At 64.3% G+C, this 26,189-nt stretch carries 20 protein-coding genes; 14 read left to right on the plus strand and 6 right to left on the minus strand.

What is annotated here, in order from left to right; all coding sequences use genetic code 11:
• Nucleotides 1-43 precede the first annotated feature (43 nt).
• From HH213_RS22840 to HH213_RS22855, 4 genes are read left to right on the plus strand one after another with little or no spacing between them, the layout of a single operon-like run.
• Complete coding sequence (locus tag HH213_RS22840; protein WP_229263114.1) at nucleotides 44-2,794, plus strand: bifunctional diguanylate cyclase/phosphodiesterase; 2,751 nt, start codon at nucleotides 44-46, stop codon at nucleotides 2,792-2,794.
• A gap of 12 nt (nucleotides 2,795-2,806) precedes the next feature.
• Entirely contained in the window at nucleotides 2,807-5,122 is a 2,316-nt protein-coding gene (locus HH213_RS22845) for an FdhF/YdeP family oxidoreductase (protein WP_169113757.1), read from the plus strand.
• Nucleotides 5,119-6,039: a bestrophin family protein gene (locus HH213_RS22850; RefSeq protein ID WP_169113758.1), complete on the plus strand. Its 921-nt coding sequence runs from the start codon at nucleotides 5,119-5,121 to the stop codon at nucleotides 6,037-6,039. Before HH213_RS22845 ends, HH213_RS22850 begins: the two co-directional genes overlap by 4 nt.
• Before the next feature lie 8 nt (nucleotides 6,040-6,047).
• The gene (locus tag HH213_RS22855; RefSeq protein ID WP_169113759.1) at nucleotides 6,048-6,527 is read left to right on the plus strand and encodes a molybdenum cofactor synthesis domain-containing protein; all 480 of its coding nucleotides are present in this window, start codon (nucleotides 6,048-6,050) and stop codon (nucleotides 6,525-6,527) included.
• Here the strand turns inward: HH213_RS22855 and HH213_RS22860 are convergent.
• The 3 genes from HH213_RS22860 to HH213_RS22870 all read right to left on the minus strand — a co-directional run bounded on the left by HH213_RS22860 (nucleotide 6,471) and on the right by HH213_RS22870 (nucleotide 10,866).
• A complete protein-coding gene (locus HH213_RS22860; RefSeq protein WP_169113760.1) occupies nucleotides 6,471-7,745 on the minus strand; it encodes an EAL domain-containing response regulator in 1,275 nt (424 codons plus the stop codon). The genes HH213_RS22855 and HH213_RS22860 overlap by 57 nt on opposite strands.
• Entirely contained in the window at nucleotides 7,742-9,346 is a 1,605-nt protein-coding gene (locus HH213_RS22865) for a methyl-accepting chemotaxis protein (protein ID WP_169113761.1), read from the minus strand. The genes HH213_RS22860 and HH213_RS22865 overlap by 4 nt, the downstream gene beginning before the upstream one ends.
• Nucleotides 9,347-9,408: 62 nt before the next feature.
• A complete protein-coding gene (locus HH213_RS22870; protein WP_169113762.1) occupies nucleotides 9,409-10,866 on the minus strand; it encodes an aminotransferase-like domain-containing protein in 1,458 nt (485 codons plus the stop codon).
• A gap of 220 nt (nucleotides 10,867-11,086) precedes the next feature.
• Here HH213_RS22870 and HH213_RS22875 point away from each other — a divergent pair, with 220 nt between their 5' ends.
• From HH213_RS22875 to HH213_RS22895, 5 genes are all read left to right on the plus strand, one after another.
• On the plus strand, nucleotides 11,087-12,496 hold the full coding sequence (locus HH213_RS22875; protein WP_169113763.1) for a sensor histidine kinase: 1,410 nt from the start codon (nucleotides 11,087-11,089) through the stop codon (nucleotides 12,494-12,496).
• The gene (locus tag HH213_RS22880; RefSeq protein WP_110848249.1) at nucleotides 12,483-13,112 is read left to right on the plus strand and encodes a response regulator transcription factor; all 630 of its coding nucleotides are present in this window, start codon (nucleotides 12,483-12,485) and stop codon (nucleotides 13,110-13,112) included. Before HH213_RS22875 ends, HH213_RS22880 begins: the two co-directional genes overlap by 14 nt.
• A 102-nt stretch (nucleotides 13,113-13,214) precedes the next feature.
• A complete protein-coding gene (locus HH213_RS22885) occupies nucleotides 13,215-13,616 on the plus strand; it encodes a response regulator transcription factor (protein ID WP_110848248.1) in 402 nt (133 codons plus the stop codon).
• A 6-nt stretch (nucleotides 13,617-13,622) separates the two neighbouring features.
• On the plus strand, nucleotides 13,623-15,551 hold the full coding sequence (locus tag HH213_RS22890) for a putative bifunctional diguanylate cyclase/phosphodiesterase (RefSeq protein ID WP_169113764.1): 1,929 nt from the start codon (nucleotides 13,623-13,625) through the stop codon (nucleotides 15,549-15,551).
• Nucleotides 15,552-15,571: 20 nt separating this feature from the next.
• Nucleotides 15,572-17,239 (plus strand): methyl-accepting chemotaxis protein, encoded by a 1,668-nt coding sequence (locus HH213_RS22895; protein WP_169113765.1) that lies wholly within the window; start codon nucleotides 15,572-15,574, stop codon nucleotides 17,237-17,239.
• Here the strand turns inward: HH213_RS22895 and HH213_RS22900 are convergent.
• Complete coding sequence (locus tag HH213_RS22900; protein ID WP_217363459.1) at nucleotides 17,218-17,814, minus strand: Gfo/Idh/MocA family protein; 597 nt, start codon at nucleotides 17,812-17,814, stop codon at nucleotides 17,218-17,220. The two genes, HH213_RS22895 and HH213_RS22900, sit on opposite strands and share 22 nt — an antisense overlap.
• Between HH213_RS22900 and HH213_RS22905 the strand changes: the two genes are divergently transcribed.
• Nucleotides 17,813-18,517 (plus strand): oxidoreductase, encoded by a 705-nt coding sequence (locus HH213_RS22905; protein ID WP_308494506.1) that lies wholly within the window; start codon nucleotides 17,813-17,815, stop codon nucleotides 18,515-18,517. The genes HH213_RS22900 and HH213_RS22905 overlap by 2 nt on opposite strands.
• A gap of 32 nt (nucleotides 18,518-18,549) precedes the next feature.
• A complete protein-coding gene (locus tag HH213_RS22910; protein ID WP_169113767.1) occupies nucleotides 18,550-19,197 on the plus strand; it encodes a FecR family protein in 648 nt (215 codons plus the stop codon).
• On the opposite strand, the gene HH213_RS22915 is transcribed toward HH213_RS22910, so the two are convergent.
• Nucleotides 19,187-20,176 (minus strand): zinc-dependent alcohol dehydrogenase family protein, encoded by a 990-nt coding sequence (locus HH213_RS22915; RefSeq protein WP_169113768.1) that lies wholly within the window; start codon nucleotides 20,174-20,176, stop codon nucleotides 19,187-19,189. The genes HH213_RS22910 and HH213_RS22915 overlap by 11 nt on opposite strands.
• Before the next feature lie 113 nt (nucleotides 20,177-20,289).
• On the opposite strand from HH213_RS22915, the gene HH213_RS22920 reads away from it, so the two are divergent.
• A complete protein-coding gene (locus tag HH213_RS22920) occupies nucleotides 20,290-21,207 on the plus strand; it encodes a LysR family transcriptional regulator (RefSeq protein ID WP_169113769.1) in 918 nt (305 codons plus the stop codon).
• On the opposite strand, the gene fur is transcribed toward HH213_RS22920, so the two are convergent.
• A complete protein-coding gene (gene fur / locus HH213_RS22925; protein WP_110848242.1) occupies nucleotides 21,170-21,622 on the minus strand; it encodes a ferric iron uptake transcriptional regulator in 453 nt (150 codons plus the stop codon). The two genes, HH213_RS22920 and fur, sit on opposite strands and share 38 nt — an antisense overlap.
• Before the next feature lie 142 nt (nucleotides 21,623-21,764).
• Between fur and HH213_RS22930 the strand changes: the two genes are divergently transcribed.
• The gene (locus HH213_RS22930) at nucleotides 21,765-24,569 is read left to right on the plus strand and encodes a PAS domain S-box protein (protein ID WP_229263115.1); all 2,805 of its coding nucleotides are present in this window, start codon (nucleotides 21,765-21,767) and stop codon (nucleotides 24,567-24,569) included.
• 331 nt (nucleotides 24,570-24,900) lie between these two features.
• Nucleotides 24,901-26,187, plus strand: a complete 1,287-nt coding sequence (locus tag HH213_RS22935; RefSeq protein WP_169113770.1) for a hypothetical protein — start codon at nucleotides 24,901-24,903, stop codon at nucleotides 26,185-26,187.
• Nucleotides 26,188-26,189 lie beyond the last annotated feature (2 nt).

Genomic DNA, 26,189 nt, shown 5'->3' on the forward strand with positions numbered 1-26,189 from the left:
TTCCCGGATTTTATATTGAGTCATGCTCAATCAGGGAGGAAGTATGTTCGTCCAACGTTACAGGAATCTGTCCGGTTTTCGCACGGTCGCCGTGGAATGGCTGATGCTGGCCTTCGTGCTGGCGCTCAGCGGCTTGTTGATTGCCTATTTCGTCTGGAATGAGCGCGGCCTGCTGCTGACCTCCAACATCGAGCGGATGCGCCTGCAAACGCTGATCATCGACGAAAGCCTGAGCCACCAGCTGGAAGGCGTGCGCAGTGCGCTGGACAGCGTGCGCGATGCGCTGCGCGGTGGCGGCAACTGCACCGCCGATTGCCGCCGCACGCTGCTGCAATCGCTGAAACGCGCCATGCCCGGCGTGCGCGCACTGCTGGTGCTGGACCGCAAAGGCGAGATCGTGATGTCCGACGACGACCTGCGCGACCGCCGCCTGGATGACCAGAACTACACCAGCCGCGTTGAGCACATGCGCGATCCAGACACGCTGTACCTGTCGCAGCCTTACGAAAATACCCCCGGCGTCTTCAACATCAAGCTGTCGATGGCGCTGATTGGGCCGGACGGCAGGAACAATGGTGCCGTCAGCGCCATCCTCAACCCCGAATACTTTGATGCCGTGATGCGCTCGGCCCTGTATGCGCCGGACATGAACAGCGCCATCACCGAAGACAGCGGCCGCCGCATCCTGTTCGTGCCAGCCGATCCCGCCGCCATGCGAAACACCAGCGCGGCGCCCGATCCCTTCTTTGTGCGTCACCAAAACAGCCATCGCTCCGAAACCGTGTTCGATGGCGTGGCCACCAGCGGCGAACAGCGGCTGGTGGTCCAGCGCACCATGCTGCTGCGCGGCCTTGGGCTGGACAAGACACTGGTGGTAAGCCTGGGCCGCAACCAGGCCCTCGTAGCTGCCGGCTGGCATAGCATGGCCTGGACCTGCGGCGTGGCGTGGCTGGTGTTCGGTCTGAGCGCCAGCGGTGGCCTGATCCTGGTGCAGCGCCGCCGGCAGGTGCTGGAAGACGTGGCCGCAGCGCGTGAGCAGGAACAAGCCGCTGCTGCGGAGAAGATCGAACTGGCGCTCAACGGCGCCAATCTGGGCTTGTGGGAATGGCATATGGTGAACGACCGCCGCACTGTGGACGGCCGCGCTGCCGCCATGCTGGGCTACACCGAGGATGAGTTGAACCTGAGCGCCGTCGATTGGCGCGGCATGGTCAAGAGCGAAGACATTCCCGGTATCGAGGCGGCGCTGGCCGCGCACCTGGCCGACGGCTCACGTTCTTTTGAAGCCGAATACCGCATGCGCCATCGCGCCGGCCAGTGGATCTGGGTGCAGAGCCGGGGCAGGGTGGTGGAGCGCACCGCTGACGGCAAGCCGCTGCGCATGCTGGGCACACGCATGGACATCAGCGCGCGCAAGCTGGCGGAGGCCGAGATTGCCCACCTGGCGTTCTACGACGGCCTGACCAACTTGCCCAACCGCCGTTTGCTGCTGGACCGCCTGCATCACGCCATCGCTAAGGCCACGCGCAGCAGCTTGTATGGCGCGGTGCTGTTTGTCGACCTGGATAACTTCAAGTCCCTGAACGACACCATGGGCCATGACATGGGCGACCGCCTGCTGGAGATGGTGGCGTTCCGCCTGGGTGAAGTCACGCGCGAAACCGACACCGTGGCGCGGCTGGGTGGCGACGAATTCGTCATCCTGCTGGAAGACCTGGGCCAGGACCAGCAGCAGGCCATGGGCAATGCCGCTGCTGTCGCCGGCAAGGTGCTGGATTCGCTGAGCCGCTGCTATCTGCTCGAAGGCCACGAGGTGCGCAGCACGCCAAGTATCGGCGTGGTGCTGTTCGGCGCCGAACACCACACCATCAACGATCTGCTGCGCCAGGCCGATATGGCGATGTATGAAGCCAAGGCGGCCGGCCGCGCCACGTTCCGCTTCTTCGATCCGCATATGCAGGTGGCGCTGGATGCTTCCGCCACGCTGGAAGCAGACCTGCGCTTCGCCTTGCAGCGCGATGAGCTGCGGCTGTATTACCAGCCGGTGGTGGACATCGGCGGCCGCGTCACCGGCGTGGAAGCGCTGCTGCGCTGGCAGCATCCGCAGCGTGGCCTGATCGGTCCAGGCGAATTCATTCCGCAAGCCGAGAAGTCCGGCCTGATCGTCGAACTGGGCGACTGGGTGCTGGAGGCGGCCTGTCGCCAGCTGGTGTGCTGGGCGACGGCGGCCGATAGCGCGCATCTGACCATGGCGGTCAACGTCAGCGCGCGCCAGTTCCGCCAGCCGGTGTTTGTCGACCAAGTGCTGGCGGTGCTGGAACGCACCGGCGCCGATCCGCGCCTGCTCAAGCTGGAGCTGACCGAGAGCATGCTGCTGACCGACATGGATGACGTTATCGCAAAGATGACAACCTTGAAAGCCCATGGCGTCGGCTTTGCGCTGGACGATTTCGGCACCGGCTATTCGTCGCTGAGTTATCTGAAGCTGCTGCCGATCGATCAACTGAAAATCGACCGCTCGTTCGTGCACGACATGCTGCACACCCGCCACGCTTCCAGCATTGTGCGCGCCATCATCACGCTGGCGTACAGCATGGATCTGGCGGTAGTGGCGGAAGGTGTGGAGACGCGCGAACAGTGGTCGGCGCTGGAAGCCTTTGGCTGCGCCGCCTTCCAGGGCTATCTGTTCGGCCGCGCCGTGCCGCTGGGCGAACTGGCTGTACTCCCCGAGGTGGGCGCGTTCTGTGCTCCTTCCATGCAGCTGGCTGACGCTATGCTGGACACGTCAATCTAAGGAGCGTTCATCATGGCCGACCAAAAAGAAAAAACAGGACACATTCAACCCTACCACCACGCCGCCGCCGGCTGGGGCGCGTTGAAGTATGTGGCGATTAACCTGTTCAAGGAGCGCGTGAGCGGCGTCAATTACAAGTCGCTCTTCGCGCAGAACCAGCCGGATGGTTTCGATTGCCCCGGCTGCGCATGGCCGGACCGCGAGCATTCCTCCACCTTCGAATTCTGCGAGAACGGCGTCAAGGCGGTGGCGGCGGAATCCACCAGCAAACGCGTGACGCCGAATTTCTTCGCCGCGCATACGGTGGCCGAACTGCTGCAGCAATCGGACTATGAGCTGGAACAGCATGGCCGTCTGACGCATCCGATGGTCTACGATCCGGCCAGCGACAAGTACGCGCCGATTGCATGGGACGACGCCTTCCACCTGATCGCCGATGAATTGAATATGCTGGACGACCCGAACCAGGCAGCGTTCTACACCTCCGGCCGCGCCAGCAACGAGGCGGCCTTCCTGTACCAGCTGTTCGTGCGCGCCTATGGCACCAACAACTTCCCCGACTGCTCCAATATGTGTCACGAGGCCACCAGCCGTGGCTTGCCGGGCACCGTCGGCATCGGCAAGGGCACTGTGACGCTGGATGATTTCGAACACGCGGACACGCTGCTGATCTTCGGCCAGAATCCGGCCACCAATCACCCGCGCATGCTGGGCGAGTTGCGCGAATGCGCCAAGCGCGGCGCCACCATCGTCTCCATTAACCCGTTGCGCGAGCGCGGGCTGGAGCGGTTTACCAGCCCGCAGCACCCGCTGGAGATGCTGACCATGTCGAGCACGCCGATCAGCTCACTGTTCGTGCAACCCAAGCTGAGTGGGGACCTGGCGCTGATCAAGGCCCTGGCCAAACGCCTGCTGGAACTGGATGACCGCGCCGTGTTGATCGGCATGAAGCGCCTGATCGACCTGGATTTCATCACCCAGCACACCACCGGCTTCCAGGAATTTGCGCGTGACCTGCGCGCGGAAAAGTGGCCGCTGCTGGTGGCGGAATCCGGCGTGTCGCGCGAACAGATCGATCAGCTGGCGGACATCTATGCGCGCGGCGAACGCGTGATCGCCACCTGGGGCATGGGCCTGACCCAGCACAAAAATTCGGTGGCGACGATCCAGATGCTGTCCAATCTGATGCTCATGCGCGGCAATATCGGCCGCCGGGGCGCCGGTTTGTGCCCGGTGCGCGGCCACTCCAATGTGCAGGGCGACCGCACCGTCGGCATCGAGGAACAGCCAACCGCCGCCTTCCTCGACCGCATGGAGCGTGTGTTCGACTTCGTGCCGCCGCGCCCCCATGGGCTGGACGTGGTGGCCACCATTGGCGCCATGGCGGAAGGGAGGGTCAAGGTGTTTGTGGGCCTGGGCGGTAACTTCGCCATGGCCACGCCGGACACGCCGCTGACCTTTAAGGCGCTGCAATCGTGCGCGTTGACGGTGCACGTGGCCACCAAGCTGAATCGCAGCCATCTGATCCACGGCCGCAAGGCGCTGATCCTGCCGACGCTGGGCCGTACCGAGATCGATGCGCAGAACGGCGTGCCGCAAGGCGTGACGGTGGAAGACTCAATGAGCATGGTGCACATTTCCTTTGGCCTGAACAAGCCGGCGTCGCCGGAGCTGCTGTCGGAAATCGCCATCGTCTCGCGCATGGCGGAAGCCACGCTTGGCGACCGCTATCAGTTGAAGTGGAAGGCCTACCGCGACGACTATGCGCTGATCCGAGACGATATCGAAAAAGTGTTCGACGATTTTTACGATTACAACGCGCGCGTGGCCAAGCCGGGCGGCTTTCACCTCAAGGTGGCGTCGCGCGAGCGCGAATGGCATACCACCAGCGGCAAGGCGCAATTCGTTCCGCATGGGATTGCGCTGGATACGCCGATTCACCGCGCCCGCGCCAAGTATGGCGAAAAGTTGATGGTGATGATGACCACCCGTTCGCATGACCAGTACAACACCACCATCTATGCGCTGGATGACCGCTATCGCGGCGTGTTCGGCATGCGCCGGGTGATCTTCATCAACCAGGCCGACATCGACATGCTGGGCATGAAGGCCGGCGACTGGGTGGATGTACAAAGCGTGTGGGACGATGGCATCGAGCGCCGCGCCGATGGCTTCATGCTGGTGGCCTACGATATCCCGCGCGGCTGCATCGGCGCCTATTACCCGGAGACCAATCCGCTGGTGCCGCTGGCCAGCGTGGCCGATGGCGCGGGCACGCCGACCTCCAAATCGATTCCGGTATTGCTGACGGCAGCGGCGGCATCATGATCATCCGTCCGCCAACCAATTGGTTGCGGATGCTGTTCATCTGGGATGGCTCCGTACTCAAAACCATCGTGCCGCAGTTGCTGATCATCCTGGCGATCAGCGGGGTGGCGGTGGTCACCCATGGCCATATCCTGGGCGGCAAGATGCCGCTGGATACGGTGCCGTTCCCGCTGATCGGCGTCAGCCTGGCGATCTTCCTGGCGTTCCGCAACAACGCCGCCTATGCGCGTTATGTGGAAGCGCGCCAGATCTGGGGCCGCATCCTGATCGCGGCGCGGGCCTTGACGTCGCAAGTAGTCAACTACCTGCCGCAAGATGGCGATGGCTTCGAACGCAAGCTGTTCGTGCAGCGCCTGATCGCATTCGTCTACGCACTCACGCACCAGCTGCGCAAAACCGATCCTTCGGAAGACCTGGCGCGCTATCTTTCGCCGGAGGAGTCCCGTGAATTGCGCGACATGCACTATATTCCAGTGGCGCTGCTGGACCGCATCCGCCTGATGCTGTCGCGCGCCGGCCGCAAACGCGGCGAAGGCGAACCGCTGCTGTGGATACTGGATGCCCAGGTCAGCGAACTGGCCGCCGCCGTTGGTGGTTGCGAACGCATCTCCAACACGCCTATCCCGTTTGCCTACGGCGTGCTGGTACACCGCACGGTGTATCTGTACTGCTTCATGCTGCCGTTTGGACTAGTGGCGGATCTGGGCATGGTGACGCCGCTGGTGTGCGTCTTCGTGGCCTACACGCTGTTTGCGCTGGAAGCGATCGCGCAGGAGATTTCGGAGCCGTTCGGCACCGATCCCAACTGCCTGGCGCTGAACGCCATGACGCGCAATATCGAACGTTCGCTGCTGGAGCAGTGCGGCGAACAGGTGCCGGATCAAATGGAACCGTGCGAACGCTATAACATCTCATAAAGGAAAATATGCTTACCTGTGCCCTTATCACAGTCAGCAACACACGAACCGCCGCCGACGATGATGCCGGCGATTTATTGGCCGCCAATCTGGAACAGGGCGGCCATCGTGTTTTGCGGCGCGAGATTGTGTTTGACGATATCTACCAGTTGCGCCGCGCCTTCAGCGAATGCATCGCCGATCCGCAGATCGATGTAGTGATCAGTAGCGGCGGTACTGGCTTTGCGCGCCATAATTCGGTGCCGGAGGCGGTGGAAGTGTTGTTCGATCAGCCGATCCCCGGCTTTGGCGAGCTGTTTCGCCAGCTATCGTATAACGACATCGGCTCGGCCGCAATCCAGTCGCGCTGTGTGGCGGGTATCGCCAACGATACCTTGATCTTCTGTTTGCCCGGATCGCCGGGCGCCTGTGCTCTAGCCTGGAACTACATCCTACGGTCGCAGCTGGATCACCGCACCCGTCCCTGCAACTTTGCCTGCCGCAGCTGATTTGCCGCTCCACAGCGGCAGTGCAGCGGCCGGCATCGGCCTGGCGATCAGGTAACCCTGCGCCAGGTCGCATCCCAGTTCGCGCAACAGCAGGCGATCCTGTTCCAGCTCTATGCCTTCCGCCACGCTGGTGACGCCGATTTCGTGCGCGGTGGCGATGGCGTGGCGCAGCAACGCTTGCATGTGCGGGCGCTTGCTGGCGTTGTGCACCAGGCGCCGGTCCAGTTTCAGCTCGGTGAACGGGAAGCGTGACAGCTGCAACAGCGAGGCGTAGCCGGCGCCGTAATCGTCCAGTGCCAGGCCGAAGCCGTGCATGCGCAGCTTGATGAGGATGCGCAGCGCGGTGGCCAAGTCGGCGATTTCCTCATGCTCGATAATCTCGAAGGTGATGGCGCGCGGCGGCACGCCGGCGTCGTTGACGGCCTTGATCAGCTGTTCCGCAAGGTGCGGATCGGCCAGTGACAGCGGCGACAGATTGATCGAGATCGGCAGCGACAGGCCATCGGCATGCCAGCGGCGCCAGTCCTTGAGCGCGATGCGGACCACTTCTACGGTAAGGATATCGACCAGGTTGGCCGCTTCCGCCTGCGGCAGGAAACAGGCCGGCGACAACAGGCCGTGATGCGGATGGCGCCAGCGCAGCAAGGCTTCGGCGCCGCGCAGAACGCCGTCATGCAGGGCGGTCTTGGGCTGGTAATACAGTTCGAATTGGTGCTGCTGCACGGCGCCGAGCACTTCACCGGCGTCCGGCCGTGGCACATTGGCGTCGCAGCGCGGCCGCAAGGCCAGCAGGGCGGCGCTGCGGGCGGCGGCGGGTGCGCAGCCCTGGACCAGGTCCTGCAGTGCTTGTGCTTCCAGTGGCTTGTTCAGGGCACCCAGCGCTTCCAGTCCCAACGTGGCGGCCAGCGTCAGCGCAGCGTCGTGCAGGCGCGCGCTGTGGCGGCTGACCAGCACTACCGGCAGGCCGGGTTCCAGCATGGAGAGGGCTTGCAGCAGGTCGGTGCCGTCCATGTCGGGCAGGTCGAGTTCCGTGACGACCAGGTCGGGCGGCAAGGGCAGGGACTCAATCAGTTCCAGTGCGCCGGCGCCGCAGTCGGACCAGCCGTTGACGATGATGCCGGCGGCGCGGCATTGTGCGACGGTGGCTTCCAGGTCCGCCGGGCAGTCGTCGATGACGACGGCGCGCAGCGCGAATGCGGTGTCGGGGAAGCGGGTCATGACGGCACCATCAAGCGTGGGGTGCGATTATCAGCAGGGGCAGGGGCAGGGGCGATCTTGAAGCGTGAGACGGCATTCTCCAGCTGTACCGACTGTTCTTGCAGCGCGTGCGCGGCGGCGGCAACTTGTTCCACCAGCGCGGCGTTCTGCTGCGTGCCATGATCCATCTGCACCACCGCCTGGCTACAGGCCAGGATGCCGGCGCGCTGCTCGCTGCTGGCATGCTTGATCTGCGCCATGATCTGCTCCACGTTGGCGACACTGTCGACGATGTCCTGCATGGCTCCTGCGGCTTCGCGCACCTGCTGGTCGCCGGCGCCGACCTGCTGCACCGCCGCCTTGATCAAGTTGCCGATGTCGCGCGCCGCTTCGGACGAGCGGTGCGCCAGCTGGCGTACTTCGCCCGCCACCACGGCAAAGCCGCGTCCCGCATCGCCGGCGCGAGCCGCTTCCACGGCGGCGTTGAGCGCCAGGATGTTGGTCTGGAAGGCGATACCGTCAATCAGGCCGATGATGTCCGCCATCTGCGCGGCCGAACCGCGTATCGCTTCCATGCGTTCTGTGACGGCGGCTACCGCCTGGCCGCCCTTGCCGGCCATCGAGGAGGCGTGCGACGCCAGCGTGTTGGCGCGCGCCGCGTGGTCGGCGTTCTGCTGCACGGTGGCGGTCAGTTCCTCCATGGCGGCGGCGGTCTCCTGGAGACTGGATGCCTGCTGCTCGGTGCGGGCCGACAGATCGAGGTTGCCGCTGGCGATCTGGCTGGAGGCGGAGGTGATCATCTCGGTATCGGAGCGCACTTGCGCCACCAGCTGGCTAAGGTTATCGCGCATGTGCTCCATTTCATACAGCATGCTGCTACGGTCGCCGTGGCGCAGCGCGATGGCGCGCGTCAGGTCGCCGTCGGCGATGCTGGCGGCGGTGCGCGCCGCCTGATCCGGTTCGCCGCCCAGGTCGCGCCGCAGGCGGCCGATGATGGCGGCGGCCACGCCGATCGAGATCAGCATCGCCGCCGCACCGAGCGCCAGCATCTTGAGGCGGGTGGCGGCGTAGGCTTCCACCGCCTGCTCTCGGGCGGCGCGCATCAACGACACTTCGTTGCTGATCTGCGCTGCCAGCGTTTCGCGGCAGGCTTGCAGCATCGGCTTGACGTGCGTGTTCAGGTAGTCGCGCGCTTCGTCATCGCGGCCGGCCTGCACCAGTGAGATGAGCTTTTTCTGGCCAACGACGTAGTCCTGATAGGCGCTGCGCAGCTTGTCCAGCGCCGCGCGGCCGGCCGGCGTCACCACGCGCTTATCCAGTTCGGCGATCTTGCTTTCGGCGTCGCGGCGATAGCCTTCGATGCTGTCGATCTGGTGCGCTCGCACGGCGGAATCGGTAGTCAGCATCAGGTTGCGCAGCGAGACCGCGATATCGGTCACGCGCAGGCGCACGTCGGTGGCCAGTTCAATTTTCGGCCAGCGGTCGTCGGCCATGGTGGCGGCGGCGTCATTCAGTTTGGCCTGTTCCGACAGGCCCAATGTAATGACGGCGGCAAGAAACAGGCAAATCAATCCGAAGCCGATCATCAGGAGATTGGCGACTTTGATGCGAGCGGTTTTCATGGCAGTTTGACCCAGTAGTTTGGCACGCTATCAGAATAAGCGCGCTACTGGCAGGGCAACGGCTACAGATTCGCCTTTTGACGAGGAGCACAGTTGGCCAGTTCGCCGGCCAGCAGGCCAAGCGTACGCACGGCCGCTTCCACTTCCGGCGTCCACGGGTAGCTGTAGTTAAGGCGTATGCAATGCTGGAAGGCGTCGCCGGTGGCGAAGATATTGCCGGCGCCGACGCTGATGCCGCGCTCCTGCGCCCGCGCATACAGTTCCAACGCCTGTATGCCGTCCGGCAGGTTCACCCACAGCAGGTAGCCGCCGACCGGCGTCGACACCAACGTCCCGGACGGGAAGAAGCGCCGCACCGCCGCCGCCATGATGCTGGCGTTTTGCGCGTAGGCCTTGCGCACCTTGCGCAGGTGGTAGTCGTAACCGTCGTTCTTCAGGTACTCGGCAATCGCCAACTGCGGCAGTGCGGGGGTGTTGAGCGTGTTGAGGAACTTGAGCTTCTCCACCTGCGCGCGATAACGGCCGGGCAGCGCCCAGCCGATGCGGTTGGCGGGACTGAGCGTCTTGGAGAACGAGTTACAGTGCAGGACCAGGCCGCGCGTGTCGTAGTTCTTCAGCGAGGTTGGATGGACATCGCCGTAATACAGTTCGTGATAGACGTCGTTCTCGATCACCGGCACGTCGTGCCGCGTCAGCATCTCCACCATGGCGCGTTTGCGCTCATCGCTCATCTGGTAGCCCTGCGGGTTCTGGAAGTTGGGCATGACCATGCAGGCCGCTACGCCCCGCTCGACAATCGCGCGTTCCAGTGCTTCGAGGTCGATGCCAGTCACCGGATCGGTGGGGATCTCCACCACCTGCATGCGCATGCGCTCAATCGCCTGCAGCAGCGCGTAATAGGTGGGCGATTCCACCGCGATCACGCTGCCGGGCGGCGCCACCGCTTGCAGGCAGAGGTTGAGCGCCTCGGTGGCGCCGGTGGTGATGATGATTTCGCCGGCGTCCACCGGCAGGCCGTTCTCCAGATGGCGACGGGCGATCTGGCGTATCAGCTCTGGATTCCCCGGCGGCAGGTCGGCCGTCATGCCCATCTGGCCGGCGCGGCGCGCCAGGCTGTTGGCGTATTGGTTCAGCCGCGCCCACGGAAAGCTGGCCGGATCGGGATAGGGCGAACCCAATGGCACGCTGCCCTGGTTGATCGAACGCAGGGTGGTGAGTACGAATTCGCTGGTGTCCAGCGTTTCGCCGCGCGCCATGTCGGCCGGCCCGGTTGGCGCGGCCGTATCGCCAGCGGCGCTGGCCTGCACCGTCGGTTTGCGGCGCACGAAGTAGCCGGACTGCGGCCGGCTTTCGATCACGCCCTGGCTTTCCAGCAGCAGGAAGGCACGGATGACGGTGGAGACGCTCAAATTGTGGTGTTGGCTGGTCTGGCGCACCGAGGGGATTTTCTCGCCCTCGCGTATTACCCCCTGCGCGATCTGGCTGGCGATATCGGCCGCCAGCGTTTCATACAATTTCACGGTTTGTCTCCCGCAGATTAATATACCAAGAGTAGCTGATTGCGGTGCGGCCGGCACTATACCTCGGAATAGGGAGTTGGAACATAACCGTATACAGGAGTATAGGATGCAAGTCGTCGAAACCACACTATAATTCAGGAGATTGCCAATATAACCAAAAAGGATAGGCATGCTTCGGGTACCGCGTTCTCCATGGATGTCTGCGTTGTTGATTTTGCTGATGCTGTTGATCTTCGCGATCGACACGTTTTCACCGCTGGACATGGCCATCGCCGTCATGTACGTGGTGGTGGTACTGCTGTCGGCCGGCATCTGGGCTCGGCGCGGCGTGCTGCTGGCCAGCGCCGCCTGCCTGGCGCTGACGGTGCTGTCGTATGCGGTGACGCACAGCGAGGCGTTTTCCGCCGCCGCTTCCGGGCGCCTGCTGGTCGGGCTGCTGGCGATTGTGGTCACCACGGTGCTGGTACTGCGCGGCCAGGCCGCCACCGATGAGCTGCTGGCGCGCGAAGATGCGCTACGCCGTAGCGAGGCCTTTTTGGCCGGCACCCAGCGCATCAGCAAGACCGGCAGCTTCAGTTTCAAGGCCCCCAACGGCGCCATGTTCTGGTCCGACGAGGCGGCCCGCATCTATGGCTATCCGCTCGACGTCGAGCCGACCATGGCGCGCGTGCTGGCCCATACCGCGCCGGAAGACCGCCATATCGTGCAGGCGGCGATCGACCAGTCGTTGCGCTGCGAAGGTGACATCGACATCCGCCATCGCCTGCTGATGCCGGATGGGGAACTCAAATATGTGCACGTGCTGTCGCGTCCACGCTACAACAAGGACGGTGACTGCGAATATCTGGGTGCGCTGACCGACGTCACGGCGGCGGTGCTGGCCGAACAAGCGCTGCACCGCTCGCAGGTGCAGCTGGCGCACGCCACCCGCGTCACCATGCTGGGCGAGCTGGCGGCGTCCATCGCGCATGAGGTCAATCAGCCATTGGCGGCGATATCGACCAATGGCGAGGCCTGTTTGCGCTGGCTGAATCGTCCCAAGCCGGAACTGGACGAGGCCAAGGCCACCGTCACCAGCATCCTGGAGTCGAGCGCGCGCGCCACCGGCGTGATCAAGCGGATCCGCGCGCTGGCGCGCCGCACCGACCCGACTTATACGGGGCTGGACCTGAATGCGGTGGTGGAGGAGAGCGTCGACATGGTGCGGCGCGAACTGAATAACCACCACGTGGCGCTGATGCTGGGACTGACGCCGGACCTGGCGCCGGTCAACGGCGACCGCGTGCAGCTGCAGCAGGTGTTCATCAACCTGCTGATGAACGCGATCCAGGCCATGGGCACGTGCGCGCCCGGCCAGGCGGTGCTGACGGTGCAGACGCAGCGCAATGCCGACGGCGCGCTCCAGGTCAGCATCAGCGACTCCGGTCCCGGCATCCCGGCCAGCGCCGTGCCACGGCTGTTCGAAGCCTTCTACAGCACCAAGGAAGACGGCATGGGCATGGGACTGCCGATCTGCCGCTCCATTATTGAAACCCACGGCGGCCGGATCTGGGTCCGGGAGCCGGCGCCAGACAGCCCTGTGGCCGGCGCCACCATTCTTTTCACATTGCCTGTTCATGAACCAGATTGACTATTCCGACGCCCTGGTCTACATCGTCGACGACGAGGCGCAGCTGCGCGACGCCATTTCCAGCCTTTTGCGCTCGGTCGGCATGCAGGTGGCGGCTTTTCCGTCGGTGGCCGCGTTCCTGGCCGAGCCGCGGCGCGATCTGACCAGCTGCCTGCTGCTGGACGTGCGCCTGCAAGGCCTCAGCGGCCTCGATTTCCAGGCCGAGCTGAATCGCGACGGCGTGGCGCTGCCCATCATTTTCATGACCGGCCATGGCGACATTCCGATGTCGGTGCGGGCCATGAAGGCCGGCGCGGTGGATTTCCTGGCCAAGCCGTTCCGCGACCAGGACCTGCTGGACGCCATCCACACGGCGCTGGCGGCCGACCAGGCGCGGCGCCTGCGCGACCAGGCCAGCGACGGCCTGACCGCCCGCTATGCGACGCTGACCCCGCGCGAGCGCGAGATCATGGCGCTGGCGGCGCGGGGGCTGATGAACAAGCAGATCGCCGGCGAAGTGGGCACCAGCGAGATCACGGTCAAGATCCATCGCGGGAACGCCATGCGCAAAATGCAGGCCAAAACCTTCGCCGATCTGGTGCGGATGGCCGAAGCGCTGGGGCTGGCCAAGGTTTAGCCCACCTATACCCTTGTATAATTTTCTCAATTCGCGCTGAACTGTATTGTTCTCCCATGCGCTGGACGGCCGCGAGCCGCCGTCCGAACATGGGAGTCACCAGTGTCAGATCCGGATCCAAAATTTTGTAATATCGCTATCGTTGACGACGACGAAGCCGTTCGCGTCGGTCTGCGTAGCCTGCTGCGCTCCTACGGCTACGCCGCCAATGCCTATGATTCCGCCTTGGCCCTGCTGGCCTCCGGCGCCCTGGGCGACTATCACTGCGTGATCACCGACCTGCAAATGCCCGGCATGAGCGGCATCGAGCTGCTGGAGCAGCTGCGTCGTAGCGGCAATCCGCTGCCATTGATCCTGATGACCGCCTTCCCGGAAGCGAACCTGTGCAAGCGTGCCTTGCAAGGTGGCGCCTCCTGCTTTTTGAGCAAGCCCTTTGAAGCGAACGAATTGCTGCGTTGCCTGAATCAGGCCAGCGGCAGCTTCCCGACCCACGCCGAGGAGTAACAAACCATGAAACACACCATCAGCAGTTCGCGTCGTCTTATTTATTTGTTACTGCTGCTGGTGATCGTCGCCAGTGTCACGCTGTCGATTTTCATGGAGCGCACTGCGCACAATATCCGCCACAACGAAACGCCGCTGCTGAACCGCACTATCCCGCAGATGCGTTACCTGGGCGATTTTGAAAGCGCCTTGCTGCGCTACCAGCTGGCGCTGGACAAACGGTTTACGGATTCGATCACGCCGGACCGCTTCCAATTTTTGGAAAGCATGGGCCGCAGCGAACTCGAAGCCACACTGGAGCAACTGCGTCCCAGCCTGGGCGATGGCCCGGAGCTGGGTGCACTGCGCGCCGGCTACCAGCGCATTATCCAGCTGACCCCGGAATTTGAACGCCAGGTCGGCGCCGATCCAGACGCCGCCCGCGCGGTGCTGATCAAGATGAATGAGGAAGTCAAGCAGCTGCGCCTGCGGGTCGATGGCCTGCAACAGGGCGTGGAAGACGCCATCTACGACAATGGCACCATGGCCAACCGCGCCATCGGCTGGATCACCGGTCTGGTACACGTGTTCGACGTGCTGGCGCTGGTGACCTGTTTGTTCATGCTGTACCACGTCCGGGCCCGGGTGCGGGTGGAGGATGAACTGAGCCACCAGGCGCGCCACGACCCGCTGACCGGCCTGGCCCATCGGCGCAGTTTCGAGGCGCGCCTGGCGTCGCTGCCGGCGCTGCCGCATGTGGTGGTGCTGGGCACCATCGATCGCTTCTCGCGCATTATCGGCGGCTTTGGCCACGCATTCGGCGACCGCGTCATGATCGGCCTGGCGGGGCGCATCCGCAGCGCAGCGGAACGCCATGGCGGCGAGGTGTTCCGCCTGGACGGCGCCAACTTCGCCATCCTGTTCCGCACCGACTGTAGCGACCTGGCCTTCTCCGAAGCGCTGTCGGTGCTGCGGGATGAAGTCCGCAACCCTTATGACTGCGAAGGCCACGAAATCTACACCACCCTGAGCCTGGGCGCGGTCAACTATCCGCAGCACGGCGCCAATCCGGACGTCCTGCTGCGCAATGCCGACGCCGCGCTGCAAGCGGCGCGCAAGGCCGGCGGCGACAGGCTGGAAGTCTACTCGCAACAACTGAATGCGGAAGCCGGCGAACGCCTGGACATGGAAGCGCTGCTGCGCCATGCGGTGGAACGCGAGGAACTGGAACTGCATTATCAGCCGCAGCAATCGCTGAGCGATGGCAGCTTGATCGGCTTCGAGGCGCTGGTGCGCTGGCGCCGTCACGGCAAGCTGATTTCGCCAGCGGAGTTCATTCCGCTGGCCGAGGAATCGGGACTGATCGTCTCGATCGGCAACTGGGTGCTGGAAGAAGCGGTCAGACAGATCAGCGTGTGGCAGGCGGAAACCGGCCAGCGCGTAGCGGTGGCGGTGAACATCTCGCCACGCCAGTTTGCCGCGCCGGGCTTCCTGGCGCACCTGGAAGACCTGCTGGCCACCAGTCATGTCGATCCTTCCTGCCTGGAGCTGGAAATCACCGAGAGCGTGATGATGGAAGGCGCCGAAAGCGCGATCGCCTTGCTGCACCGCCTGCGTGCACTGGGACTCAAGCTGGCCATCGACGATTTCGGCACCGGCTATTCCAGCCTGGCCTATCTGTCGCGCTTCCCGATCCACAAGCTGAAAATCGACCAGTCCTTCGTTCGCAATATGCATGCGGTCAGCGAGCAGAGTGCGATTGTGCAGGCCACCATCAGCCTTGGCCACGCGCTGGGCATGACGGTGATCGCCGAAGGCGTCGAGACCGAAGTGCAGCGCGCCATGCTGAGTGGCTGGCGGTGCGACGAGATTCAAGGTTACTACTACAGCCGCCCGCTGCCAGCGGCATCCGCGCTGGACTTCCTCGAAGGCAGCCTGCAACTGCAGGCTGCATAAATCAGAATTAGGAGATCGACATGAACTGGTTCCGCAATCTGAAGATCGCAAAAAAGCTGAATGTGGTGGTGGCCGCCGTGCTGGCGATGATGATGGCGCTGGGGGTGTTCTCCGTGTTCCAGCTGTATGAGCTGGACCGCGTGACCAATGAAATCGACCATCGCTGGGCGCCGGGCGTGCGCAATGCGCTGGACATCAAGTACGGACTGACGCGCTTCCGCACCTTTGAGCTGTTCCATGTGGTGTCGACTGAACCCGACATCCTGCGCAAGTACGAGCAGGATATGGAAAACCAGATGCAGCAGGTGCAGGCGTCGCTGAGCGCCTACGCGGCCCAGCCGCGTAGCAGCGCGGAACTGGACATCGTGGCGCAATTGCAGGTCTCGATGAATGCCTACCGTGGCGCGGTGCGCCAGGTGGTGGCCTTGTCGCGCCATGGCGACGACGCCGGCGCGCTGGCCGTGGTGCGCGGCGAATCGCGCAAGTATGACTTTGAGGCGATGGCGCTGATCGACAAGCTGGTCGCCATCAACGAAGCGGGCAGCGCCCAGGCAGCGCTGTCGGCGGACCAGACCTACCGCCATGCGCGGCACCTGATCTTCGCTTTCATGGCCGGTGCGCTGATGCTTGGCCTGCTGCTGGCGGCGCGTGTGGCGCGCATGATTTCGGTGCCGCTGGCGCGCGCCGTGGACGTGGCGCGCCGGGTGGCCGAGGGCGACCTGCGGGTGGATGCTGATATCGCCGGCCGCGATGAAACCGCCGAACTGCTGCGCGCCATGAACCAGATGAGCACCAACCTGCAACGTATGGTGACGCAGGTACGCGGCGGCACCGACACCATCGCCACCGCGTCGGCACAGATTTCCGCCGGCACCAGCGATCTGTCGCAGCGCACCGAAGGCCAGGCGGCCACGCTGGAAGAAACCGCTGCCACCGTGGAAGAACTGACCACCACCGTCGCCGACAACGCCGACAAGGCGGAGCAGGCGCACAAGCTGATGGACCAGACGGCGGCCGTGGCGCGTGAGGCCGAAGTGGCGGTATCGGCGGTGACGGCGACCATGGAGCGCATCAGCGCCTCGTCGCGCCGCATCGGCGACATCGTCGGCCTGATGGACGGTATCGCCTTCCAGACCAATCTGCTGGCGCTGAATGCGGCGGTGGAAGCGGCGCGCGCCGGTGAGCAGGGACGCGGCTTTGCCGTGGTGGCGAGTGAAGTACGGGCGCTGGCCCAGCGCAGCGCGCAGTCAGCCAAGGAAATCAAGGATCTGATCGCGCAATCGCTGACGGAAGTGAACAGCGGCGGCCAGGCAGTGAAGAACGCCAGCGCCACCATCGACGATGTGGTGCAGGGCGTGCTGCGCGGCGCCACGCTGATGGGCGATATCAGCAGCGGCACGCGGGAGCAGAGCCTTGGCCTGCAACTGGTGAATCGCACGCTGGCCTCGATGGACAGCGTGACCCAGCAGAACGCCACGCTGGTGGAGGAATCGCTGGCCGCCATCGTCTCGCTGCAGGAGCAGGCGGAGCGCCTGGCGCGCAGCGTCAGCGTGTTCAAGCTGGCCGGCAGCGCAAGGCAAGAGCTGGCGGTGATCGAGATGCCGCAGCCGCAGCGCCAACGCAGCCGGCCGGCGCCGGTTTACAGCACCGGCATGGCGTCGTCAGGCTACGTGGCGGGACTGGTCTGAACCCGGCGGCCATCGGCGTTCGATAGCTCGATGTTGTCGATCAGCCGGTGCATCGTCGGGCTGCCATTCACCACCACCTGGTCGGCCAGCGTGTGCGGCAGCGTTGCGCCGGTTTCGATCAGCGTCACTTCCTTGAACTGGTTGACAGCCAGCGCGCTGATGCTGGTCGGGTGGCCCAGCATGCTGAAGACGGCGTCGAAGAAATGGCCGCCGTAGATGTGCAGCAGGCCGGAATAGTTCTCCTGCGGGACGGTGAAATACAGCGTTTGCAGCCGCGAGGACTGGAAGTACTCGACGCTGACGTGCAGCCGCGCCGAACGCAGTTCACCGATATAACCGTCGCGTACCAGGTCGCGCACATAGCGGTAGTCGGCGCCGAGACGGCGCTGCAAGCCGGCCAGGTGGCGCGCGCCGGCCTTGTCGGCCAAGACGATCAGCTCCTGCGTCAGCGCGGCGCGCGGCGTCAGCGGCCATTCGCTGTAGACGTCTTTGCCGGCGGCGATGGCGTCGCACGCTGACCTGACAGGCGGTCCGCTGCCGATCGCACCGTCGGTGGTGCCGTTCGAGACCGACATGCTGACGCAGGATGGCTGGGTGCCGGCCTCGCCGCATCGCGCCATTGATGTGGAGGAAATCCGGCGCGTGATCGGTTACTATCGCCGCGCCGCCGAACGCGCCAAGGCGGCGGGACTGGATGGCGTCGAACTGCACGCGGCCAACGGCTATCTGGTGGATACCTTCCTGCAGGACGGCACCAACCTGCGTACCGACGCTTACGGCGGCAGCATCGCCAAGCGGGCGCGCTTGATGCTGGAACTGCTGGTGTCGGTGTGGGGCGCGGACAGGGTTGGCGTGCGCCTGTCGCCGAGCGGGCAGTGGGGATCGGTGTCGGACTACGATCCGCAGGCAACCTTCAGCCATGCCGCGCGCGAGCTGGATAAATTTGGCCTGGCTTATCTGCACATCATCGAGCCGCGTGTCAAAGGTGTGGTGACGCTGGATGATCGCCCACCGGTGGCTGCCGAGATGCTGCGCAAGGTATTCAGCGGCGCCATTATCGCGGCCGGCGGATTCGATGGTGAGGGCGCCGAGGCGTTGCTGCGCAAAGGGGGAGCCGATCTGGTTGCCTTCGGCCGCTTCTTCGCTTCCAACCCGGATCTGCCGTATCGCCTGAAGTACCGGTTGCCGTTGAACGCCTACGACCGCTCGGCATTCTGGGGCGGCACGCATGTAGGTTACACGGATTATCCGTTCCACGAGCCGGCATCCGTGGTATAAGACCGCCTGTTCATATCTTGTACAGGTGTCGTATGCGAATACTGGTAGCGTTGCTGCTGTGGGTCGCTGCTACTTGCGCCATGGCGGCGCAGGTGGCGGGCGTGGTGGTGCAGGTGAGTGGCGCGATGAGCGCGCGTTCGCCGTCTGGCGCGGTCAAGGCCTTGCAGGCCAGGTCGGAGGTGGAGAGCGGCGATACGCTGATCACCGCCGCCGGCGCCTATGCGCTGGTGCGCTTCATCGATAACAGCGAGTTGACGCTGAAACCAGGGACCACGGTGGTGGTCGACCAGTTTTTGTTCGATAGCGCCAAGCCCGAAAGCGACCGCGCCGCCTTCACGCTGGTGAAGGGCGGTTTGCGCTCGGTGACCGGCTTGCTGGGTAAGCGCAGCAAGGAAAAGTTTGCGGTCAAAACGCCTAGCGCTACCATCGGCATTCGCGGCACCACCTTCTTTCTGGAGTACCTGACGGTGCCGGCCTCCGGCCTGGAGCCGGGCCTGCACGTGCACGTCAGCGCCGGTGGCATCTCCATCGTCAACAGCGCTGGCGAGTTCCGTTACGATCCGGGGCAGTTCGGCTACATCAAGGATGACCGCTCCAAACCGGTCAAGATGTTCGCCAATCCGGGCATGCAGTTCGCGCCGCCGGCTTCCTTCGGCGAGGCGGATACGCTTATACCGTAAGCTCGACCACCACTTTGCCTTTGGCGGTGCCTTCGCCGAGGGCGCGATGGGCGGCGCTGACGCTGTCCGCTGTCAGCGTGTAGCGCGTCGTGTCCAGCAGCACTTTCAGTTTGCCCGCGGCGGCCAGCGCGCTGGCTTCGCGCATGATGTCGCCATGGTGGGCGCGACCTTCACCGCTGATCAGCGGCAGCAGCGTGAACACGCCGGAGTAGGTGGCCGCGCGGAATGACAGCGGCGCCAGCGCATGCGTGCCCCAGCCAAGACAGCTCACCACATGGCCGTGATAGCGGCGCGCGGCGCGGAACGAGGCGTCCAGCACGGCGCCGCCGACGGTGTCGTAGACGATGTCGAAACCTTCGCCACCGGTCTGCTGCTGCACGTAGTCTTCAACCGGCGTGTCGCGGTCGATGAAGACGGCGCCCAGGCTTTCGATGACGACGCGCTGCCCGGCGCTGCCGGTTGCATAAACCTGTGCACCATGCGTCATCGCCAGTTGTACCGCCATGTGGCCGACGCCACCGGCGCCGCCTTGTACCAGCACTGTTTTGCCGGCGCTGACGCGGGCACGGTCCACCAGTCCTTCCCATGCTGTGATGAAGATCAGCGGCAGGGCGGCGGCGTCGCGCATCGGCAGCTGTTCCGGCATGCGGGCCAGCAGGCGCGCATCCACCGCCGCGTAGTCGGCCAGCGAACCGGCCACGCCGCCGATGCCGCCGGTCATGCCGTAGACGCGATCGCCCGGTGCGAAGCCTTGTACGCCGTCGCCGACGCTATCGACCACGCCGGCCAGATCGATGCCCAGCACCGCCGGTAGCACGGCGCGTGCATGATCGGCTTTGCCGGCGGCGATTTTGATGTCGAGCGGATTGACGCCGCTGGCGTGCACTTTCACCAGCACCTGGCCAGGGCCGGCGGCGGGACGCGCGATATCCTGTTGGGTGAGCGGGGCGCCGAAGGTATTCAAAACGATGGCTTGCATGATGACTCCTGTCGTTGGATGATGGAGTCATTCTGAGGCAGTCGCGTGGCGGGAAAAACCGGGCAAGCTGGGATGCAGTATCCCGCAATCGTGGATAATCAAGGAGAAATCGGATGGACAGGCTGGATGCGCTGAAGGTGTTTTGCGCGGTGGTCGATGAGGGAGGCTTCAGCCGCGCGGCGGCCAAGCTGGGGATTTCCACCTCGTCGGTCACGCATCAAATCGGCCTTCTGGAGACGCATTTCGGCGTCCGGCTGCTGAACCGGACCACGCGCAGCATGTCGCTGACCGACGAAGGCCGCCGCTGCATCGAACAGGCGCGCCGCCTGCTGGACGAGATGGACGACCTGGAGTCGAACCTGAGCGACGCCCTGCACGAACCGCGCGGCAGCCTGCGGGTCGACATGCCGGGCATTCTGGCGCAGGGCTATGTGGCGCCGGCCTTGCCACGCTTCCTGGCCGCCTATCCGGAACTGAGCGTGCGCCTGACGGCCAGCGACCGTCTGATCGACATGGTGGACGAGGGCGTGGATGTGATGCTGCGCATCGGTGAGCTGGCGGATTCCGCGCTGATCGGCCGCAGTATTTTCAGCAATCGCTATATCTGCGCCGCCGCGCCGTCGTTCATCGCGCAGCATGGCCAGCCGCAGCATCCGGATGACCTGGACCGCCTGCCATGCCTGAATTTTGTCTATCCCAAGGCGCGCCAGATCAGGCCATGGGCCTTCCAGCAGGATGGCCAGCCGTTCACCGCCACGCCGCGCGGTGTGGTGGCGATGGACCATGTGGATTCGCTGATCGCCATGGCGGTGCAGGGCGGCGGCGTGGTCCAGCATCTGACGGTGTCGCTGATTGCGCCGCTGCGCAGCGGCGCGCTGGTGCCGCTACTGGAGCCGTGGCAGGCGGCGGGGCCGGAGGTGTCGGTGCTGTACCCGCAGCGCCATCAGCGTGCCGCCAAAATCAAGGTGTTTGTCGACTTTGTGGAAGAGCTGTTCAGGAACGCCGCAGCTTCTTGGCGCCCATCGGCTTGATGCTGGCGGCGCAGTCGCCGCAAAAGCCGTACAGCGACAGCGAGTGCTCGTGCAGCACGAAGTTGCGCTCCGCCGCCACGGCTTCCTGGCGCTGCTCGATTTCAGCGTCGAGGAATTCTTCCATCTTGCCGCAGTTGGTGCAGATCAGGTGGTCGTGGTGGCCGCCTTCGTTCAGCTCAAACACCGATGCCACCGACTCGAAATGGCGGCGGATCAGGATGCCGGCATCGGCAAACTGCATCAGCACGCGGTAGACCGTGGCCAGTCCCATGTCGATATTTTCATCGTGCAGCAGGCGGTACACATCGTCCGCGCTCAGGTGCTTGCTTTTCGATTCCTGGAACAATTGCAGGATGCGTAACCGGGGCAGGGTGGCTTTCAAGCCGAGTTTGCGCAATTCTTGAGGGATATCCATGTGTCTCTATATGATAATGATTCCTATTCTCACTATGTTATCCGAAATTTATTTTGTTAGCAATGCACGATTGCAGCGGTGTGCGTTTTTTCTGTATTAGACAAAGCTATAATCCAGCAACCTCATTCATTCTGTTTCCCCTGTGACTCCACCATTCCTGCAAGGCGGCGGCCAACTCGCGCACATCATCGCGGCCTTTGACTGGAGCCAGACCGCGCTGGGGCCGATGGCCGGCTGGCCGCAATCGCTGCAAACCACGGTGGCGCTGATTTTGCGCTCGCCCGTGCCGATCGTCACGTTGTGGGGCGAGGCGGGGGTGATGATTTATAACGACGGCTACGCGCAGTTTGCGGCCAATCGCCATCCGATGTCGCTCGGCGCCAATGTGCGCGAGGCCTGGCCGGAGGTGGCGGATTTCAATGACCATGTGATCAAGGTCGGTCTGGCCGGCGGCACGCTGGCGTACGTCGACCAAGAGTTGACGCTGTACCGTTCCGGCAAGGCCGAGCAGGTGTGGATGAATCTGGACTACTCGCCCATCGTCGACGAGGCGGGGGTGCCAGTGGGGGTGATGGTGGTGGTGATCGAGACCAGCGGCAAGGTCAAGGCCGAACGTGCGCTGCAAGAAGAGAGCGAACGTTTGCGCGCCAGCGAGAACACTTTCCGCACGCTGGCGCAGACCATGCCCAATCAGGTGTGGACCTCCGGCGCCGACGGCATCGTCGACTGGTTCAACGACCAGCTGTACCGCTATACCGGTACGCCGGCGGGAGAGATGGACCGCGAGCGCTGGCGCCAGATGGTGCATGAGGACGACCGCGACGCCGCCGGCGACCTGTGGTTCGCTGCGATTGCCGCTGCGCAGACCTATGAGACCGAATTCCGCATCCGCCGCGCCGATGGCGACTGGCGCTGGCACCTGGTGCGCGCGCAGCCCATCGTGGACGCGCAAGGCGTGGTGCAGCGCTGGGTCGGCACCAATACCGACATCCAGGACCAGAAATCGACCGCCGCCATGTTGCAGCGGCAGGTGGCCGAGCGCACGGCGGAGCGCGACCGCATGTGGCAATACTCCACCGACGTGATGATGGTGACGGACCTTGAAGGCTGGATCAAGGCCATCAATCCGGCCTTTACCCGCTTGCTGGGCTGGGAGGCCGCCGAGGTGCTGGGCACTTCGGTGTATGCGCTGATTCACCGCGATGACCTGGATGCGTCCAGGGCGGAAATGGCGTCGCTGGCGAGCGGCGCGGTCACCTTCAAATTTGAAAACCGCACGCAGCGCAAGGGCGGCGGTTACGCCATCCTTGCGTGGACGGCGGCGCCGGACGCGCGCTTTGTGCACGCCGTGGGCCGCGACATGACGGCCGAACGGGCGGCAGCGGAAGAGATGAAGCGCACCGCCGCCGCGCTCCAGCAGTCGCAGAAAATGGAAGCCATCGGCAAACTGACCGGCGGCGTGGCGCATGACTTCAACAATCTGTTGCAGGTCATCTCCGGCAATTTGCAACTGCTGGCCGGCGACGTGGCCGGCAATGCGCGCGCCGAACGGCGGCTGGACAACGCGCTGGCCGGCGTGACGCGCGGCGCGCGTCTGGCCAGTTACCTGCTGGCCTTCGGCCGCCGTCAGGCGCTCGATCCGCGCGTGGTCAAGATCGGCCGCTTCATCGCCGGCATGGAGGACATGCTGCGCCGCAGTCTGGGCGAGGAGATCGAGGTCGAGATGGTGATTTCCGGCGGCTTGTGGAATACGCTGGTCGATACCACGCAGGTGGAAAACGCGGTGCTCAACCTGTGCATCAATGCGCGCGATGCGATGGACGGCGCCGGCAAGCTGACCATCGAAGTCGGCAACGCCTATCTGGATGATGCCTATGCGCTGGCGCATCCGGAACTCAATCCGGGCCAGTACGTGATGATCGCCGTCAGCGACACCGGCACCGGCATGACGCCGGAAGTGCTGGAGCAGGCCTTCGATCCCTTCTTCTCCACCAAGCCGGAAGGCAAGGGCAGTGGCCTTGGGCTGTCGATGGTGTATGGCTTTGCGCGCCAGTCGGGCGGGCATGTGAAGATCTACAGTGAGCCGGGCAACGGCACCACCGTCAAGCTGTACCTGCCGCGCTCCACCGAGGACGAGGATGCGCCGCTGCCGCTGGAAGCACGCGCCGTCATCGGCGGCAAGGAGACCATCCTGGTGGCCGAGGACGACGAGGGCGTGCGCGCCACCGTGGTCGAGCTGCTGAGCGAACTGGGTTACCAGGTACTGAAGGCCAGCGATGCCGCCAGTGCCCTCAGCATCATCGACAGCGGCATGCAGATCGACCTGCTGTTCACCGACGTGGTGATGCCTGGCCCGTTGCGCAGTCCGGACCTGGCGCGCAAGGCGCGCGAGCGGCAGCCCGGCATGGCGGTGCTGTTTACGTCCGGGTATACCGAGAACGCCATCGTGCACGGCGGCCGGCTCGATGCGGGGGTCGATTTGCTGGGCAAGCCGTACACGCGGGAGGCGCTGGCGCGCAAGATCCGCCATGTGCTGGGCAATCGCCAGCAGCAGTTGCAGGTGACGGCGGAACTGGCTGCGCCGCCAGCGCCAGCGCCGCCAGCGCCGGCAGGCATGACCCGCATCTTGCTGGTGGAAGACGAACCGGAACTGCGCGACACCACCGCCGAGCTGCTGGAGCTGCTGGGCCATCAGGTGCACCCTGCCGGCGATGCCGCCACTGCGCTGGCGTTGCTGGCCGCCCATCCGGTCGACGTCATGCTGACCGATATCTCGCTGCCCGATATGTCGGGCGAAGTATTGGCGGCTAAGGCGCGCGCCGCCCATCCCGAACTGCGCATTATCTACGCCAGCGGCCAGCATCCCAGCGCGCCGCTGGAGCGTGCGCAGCTACTGCTAAAGCCATACAGTATCGACAAGCTGATCCTGGCATTAGCGCAAGGATAAGATGACGGATAGTGCAAGCTATCTGTCATCATTTTGATATCTCAATTGTCTAAATATTACGCCAATATGTGATTTTTGGAGAGAATTGTCGATATATGTTGCTCTAAGGCATCGACAGTTTCATCGAAGCGGTATAAAGTTCATCTATCCGAATAATTCGTCGGATCGGCACCCCAGCCTTGTGCCTCGCGCGTCCCTAGCGGCTTTCATAGCCGGCCTGACGCCGAACAATTTTCCCACTCAGTCTTAAAAACAGACGCCGCCCAGCGCAGTCCGCGCTCGCGCGTGCGCGCCATGACGGTGGGTTGCCGATGCAGATAACAGGAACCGTATGACCGTAGACCTCGCGCCGAAACCACCAGCCTCCGTGATTGCCACGGCCGCTGTGCTGATGCTGAGCTGCTGTGCAGCCCTGGCAGGCCAGCCCGCGTCCGCGCCCGCGCCTGTGGTGGATGAGGATGCGCCGCGCTGGACGTTCGGCGGCTTCGGCACGCTGGGTGTGGCGCGCAGCAACGGTGACCAGGCCGACTTTACCGCCAACTATCTGAGTCCGGGGGCGGTCGGTTATAGCCGGCAGTGGAGCGCGACGGTGGACAGCCGCGCTGGCGTGCAGGCCGGCGTGCATCTCAACCGCGACTGGTCGGCGGTGGTGCAACTGGTGTCCGAGCGCACGCTGCGCAACGGCTACGGGCCTGCGGTGGAGTGGGCGTATGTGCAGTACCGCGCCACGCCGGACCTGAGCCTGCGCGTCGGCCGCATCACGCTGCCGCTGTTTTTAGCCGGCGATTATCGCAAGGCCGGCTACGCGCTGCCTTGGGTGAGGCCGCCGGTGGAACTGTATGGCGCGATTCCGCTGTCCAGCAGCGATGGCGTGGACCTGAGCTACCGTTGGCAGTCGGGGGCAGCCAACCATGTCACGCAGTTTTTCTATGGTCGCGCCGACGTTCCAGCCACGCCGGAGGCGCGCGCGAAAGCGCATGGCCTGACAGGGGTGTCGCATATCGCCACGGCTGGCGCGCTGACCTTGCGCGCCAGCGTACTGCGCGCGGATCTGAGCGTGGATCTCGCGCGTCCCTTGTTCGATGGCCTGCGCCAGTTCGACGCCCAGGGCGATGCGCTGGCGGACCAATACCAGCTCAACCCCAAGCGCGCCTATGTCGCCACGCTGGGCTTCAATTACGATCCGGGCCGCTGGTTCGCCATGGGCGAGATCGCGCGCATGAACGCTCACTCCTACATGGGCGACAAAACCGCCGCCTATCTGAGCGCCGGCTATCGCCACCGCGACCTGACACCGTACGTGATCTATGCGATATCGCGCCCGAATGTGCCGAACAGCGTGGCGGGCCTGGACCTGGCCGGGCAGCCAGCGCAGCGCGTGGCGGCCGGCGCACAATTGAATGGCGGCCTGAATCAGCTGCTGGCGGCGATCGCGCGCCAGAACACGGCCAGCGCCGGCGTGCGCTGGGACTTCTATTCCGGCTATGCGCTCAAGCTGCAATACGACCGCATCCTGCCGCTATCGGGGTCGACCGGCACATTGATCAACGTGCAGCCGGGCTTCCGCGCCGGCGAGCCGGTGTCGCTGTTCAGCGCCGCTGTGGATTTTGTGTTCTGACC

The organism is Duganella dendranthematis (assembly GCF_012849375.1).
Classification (GTDB): Bacteria; Pseudomonadota; Gammaproteobacteria; order Burkholderiales; family Burkholderiaceae_D; genus Rugamonas; species Rugamonas dendranthematis.

What these genes read in the sequence shown, in the direction of transcription:
- HH213_RS22840 (WP_229263114.1), top strand. Translation starts at nt 44, where the DNA reads ATGTTCGTCCAACGTTACAGGAATCTGTCCGGTTTTCGCACGGTCGCC.
- HH213_RS22845 (WP_169113757.1), top strand. Translation starts at nt 2,807, where the DNA reads ATGGCCGACCAAAAAGAAAAAACAGGACACATTCAACCCTACCACCAC.
- HH213_RS22850 (WP_169113758.1), top strand. Translation starts at nt 5,119, where the DNA reads ATGATCATCCGTCCGCCAACCAATTGGTTGCGGATGCTGTTCATCTGG.
- HH213_RS22855 (WP_169113759.1), top strand. Translation starts at nt 6,048, where the DNA reads ATGCTTACCTGTGCCCTTATCACAGTCAGCAACACACGAACCGCCGCC.
- HH213_RS22860 (WP_169113760.1), bottom strand. Translation starts at nt 7,745, where the DNA reads ATGACCCGCTTCCCCGACACCGCATTCGCGCTGCGCGCCGTCGTCATC.
- HH213_RS22865 (WP_169113761.1), bottom strand. Translation starts at nt 9,346, where the DNA reads ATGAAAACCGCTCGCATCAAAGTCGCCAATCTCCTGATGATCGGCTTC.
- HH213_RS22875 (WP_169113763.1), top strand. Translation starts at nt 11,087, where the DNA reads ATGCTGTTGATCTTCGCGATCGACACGTTTTCACCGCTGGACATGGCC.
- HH213_RS22880 (WP_110848249.1), top strand. Translation starts at nt 12,483, where the DNA reads ATGAACCAGATTGACTATTCCGACGCCCTGGTCTACATCGTCGACGAC.
- HH213_RS22890 (WP_169113764.1), top strand. Translation starts at nt 13,623, where the DNA reads ATGAAACACACCATCAGCAGTTCGCGTCGTCTTATTTATTTGTTACTG.
- HH213_RS22895 (WP_169113765.1), top strand. Translation starts at nt 15,572, where the DNA reads ATGAACTGGTTCCGCAATCTGAAGATCGCAAAAAAGCTGAATGTGGTG.
- HH213_RS22905 (WP_308494506.1), top strand. Translation starts at nt 17,813, where the DNA reads ATGCTGACGCAGGATGGCTGGGTGCCGGCCTCGCCGCATCGCGCCATT.
- HH213_RS22900 (WP_217363459.1), bottom strand. Translation starts at nt 17,814, where the DNA reads ATGTCGGTCTCGAACGGCACCACCGACGGTGCGATCGGCAGCGGACCG.
- HH213_RS22910 (WP_169113767.1), top strand. Translation starts at nt 18,550, where the DNA reads ATGCGAATACTGGTAGCGTTGCTGCTGTGGGTCGCTGCTACTTGCGCC.
- HH213_RS22915 (WP_169113768.1), bottom strand. Translation starts at nt 20,176, where the DNA reads ATGCAAGCCATCGTTTTGAATACCTTCGGCGCCCCGCTCACCCAACAG.
- HH213_RS22920 (WP_169113769.1), top strand. Translation starts at nt 20,290, where the DNA reads ATGGACAGGCTGGATGCGCTGAAGGTGTTTTGCGCGGTGGTCGATGAG.
- fur (WP_110848242.1), bottom strand. Translation starts at nt 21,622, where the DNA reads ATGGATATCCCTCAAGAATTGCGCAAACTCGGCTTGAAAGCCACCCTG.
- HH213_RS22935 (WP_169113770.1), top strand. Translation starts at nt 24,901, where the DNA reads ATGACCGTAGACCTCGCGCCGAAACCACCAGCCTCCGTGATTGCCACG.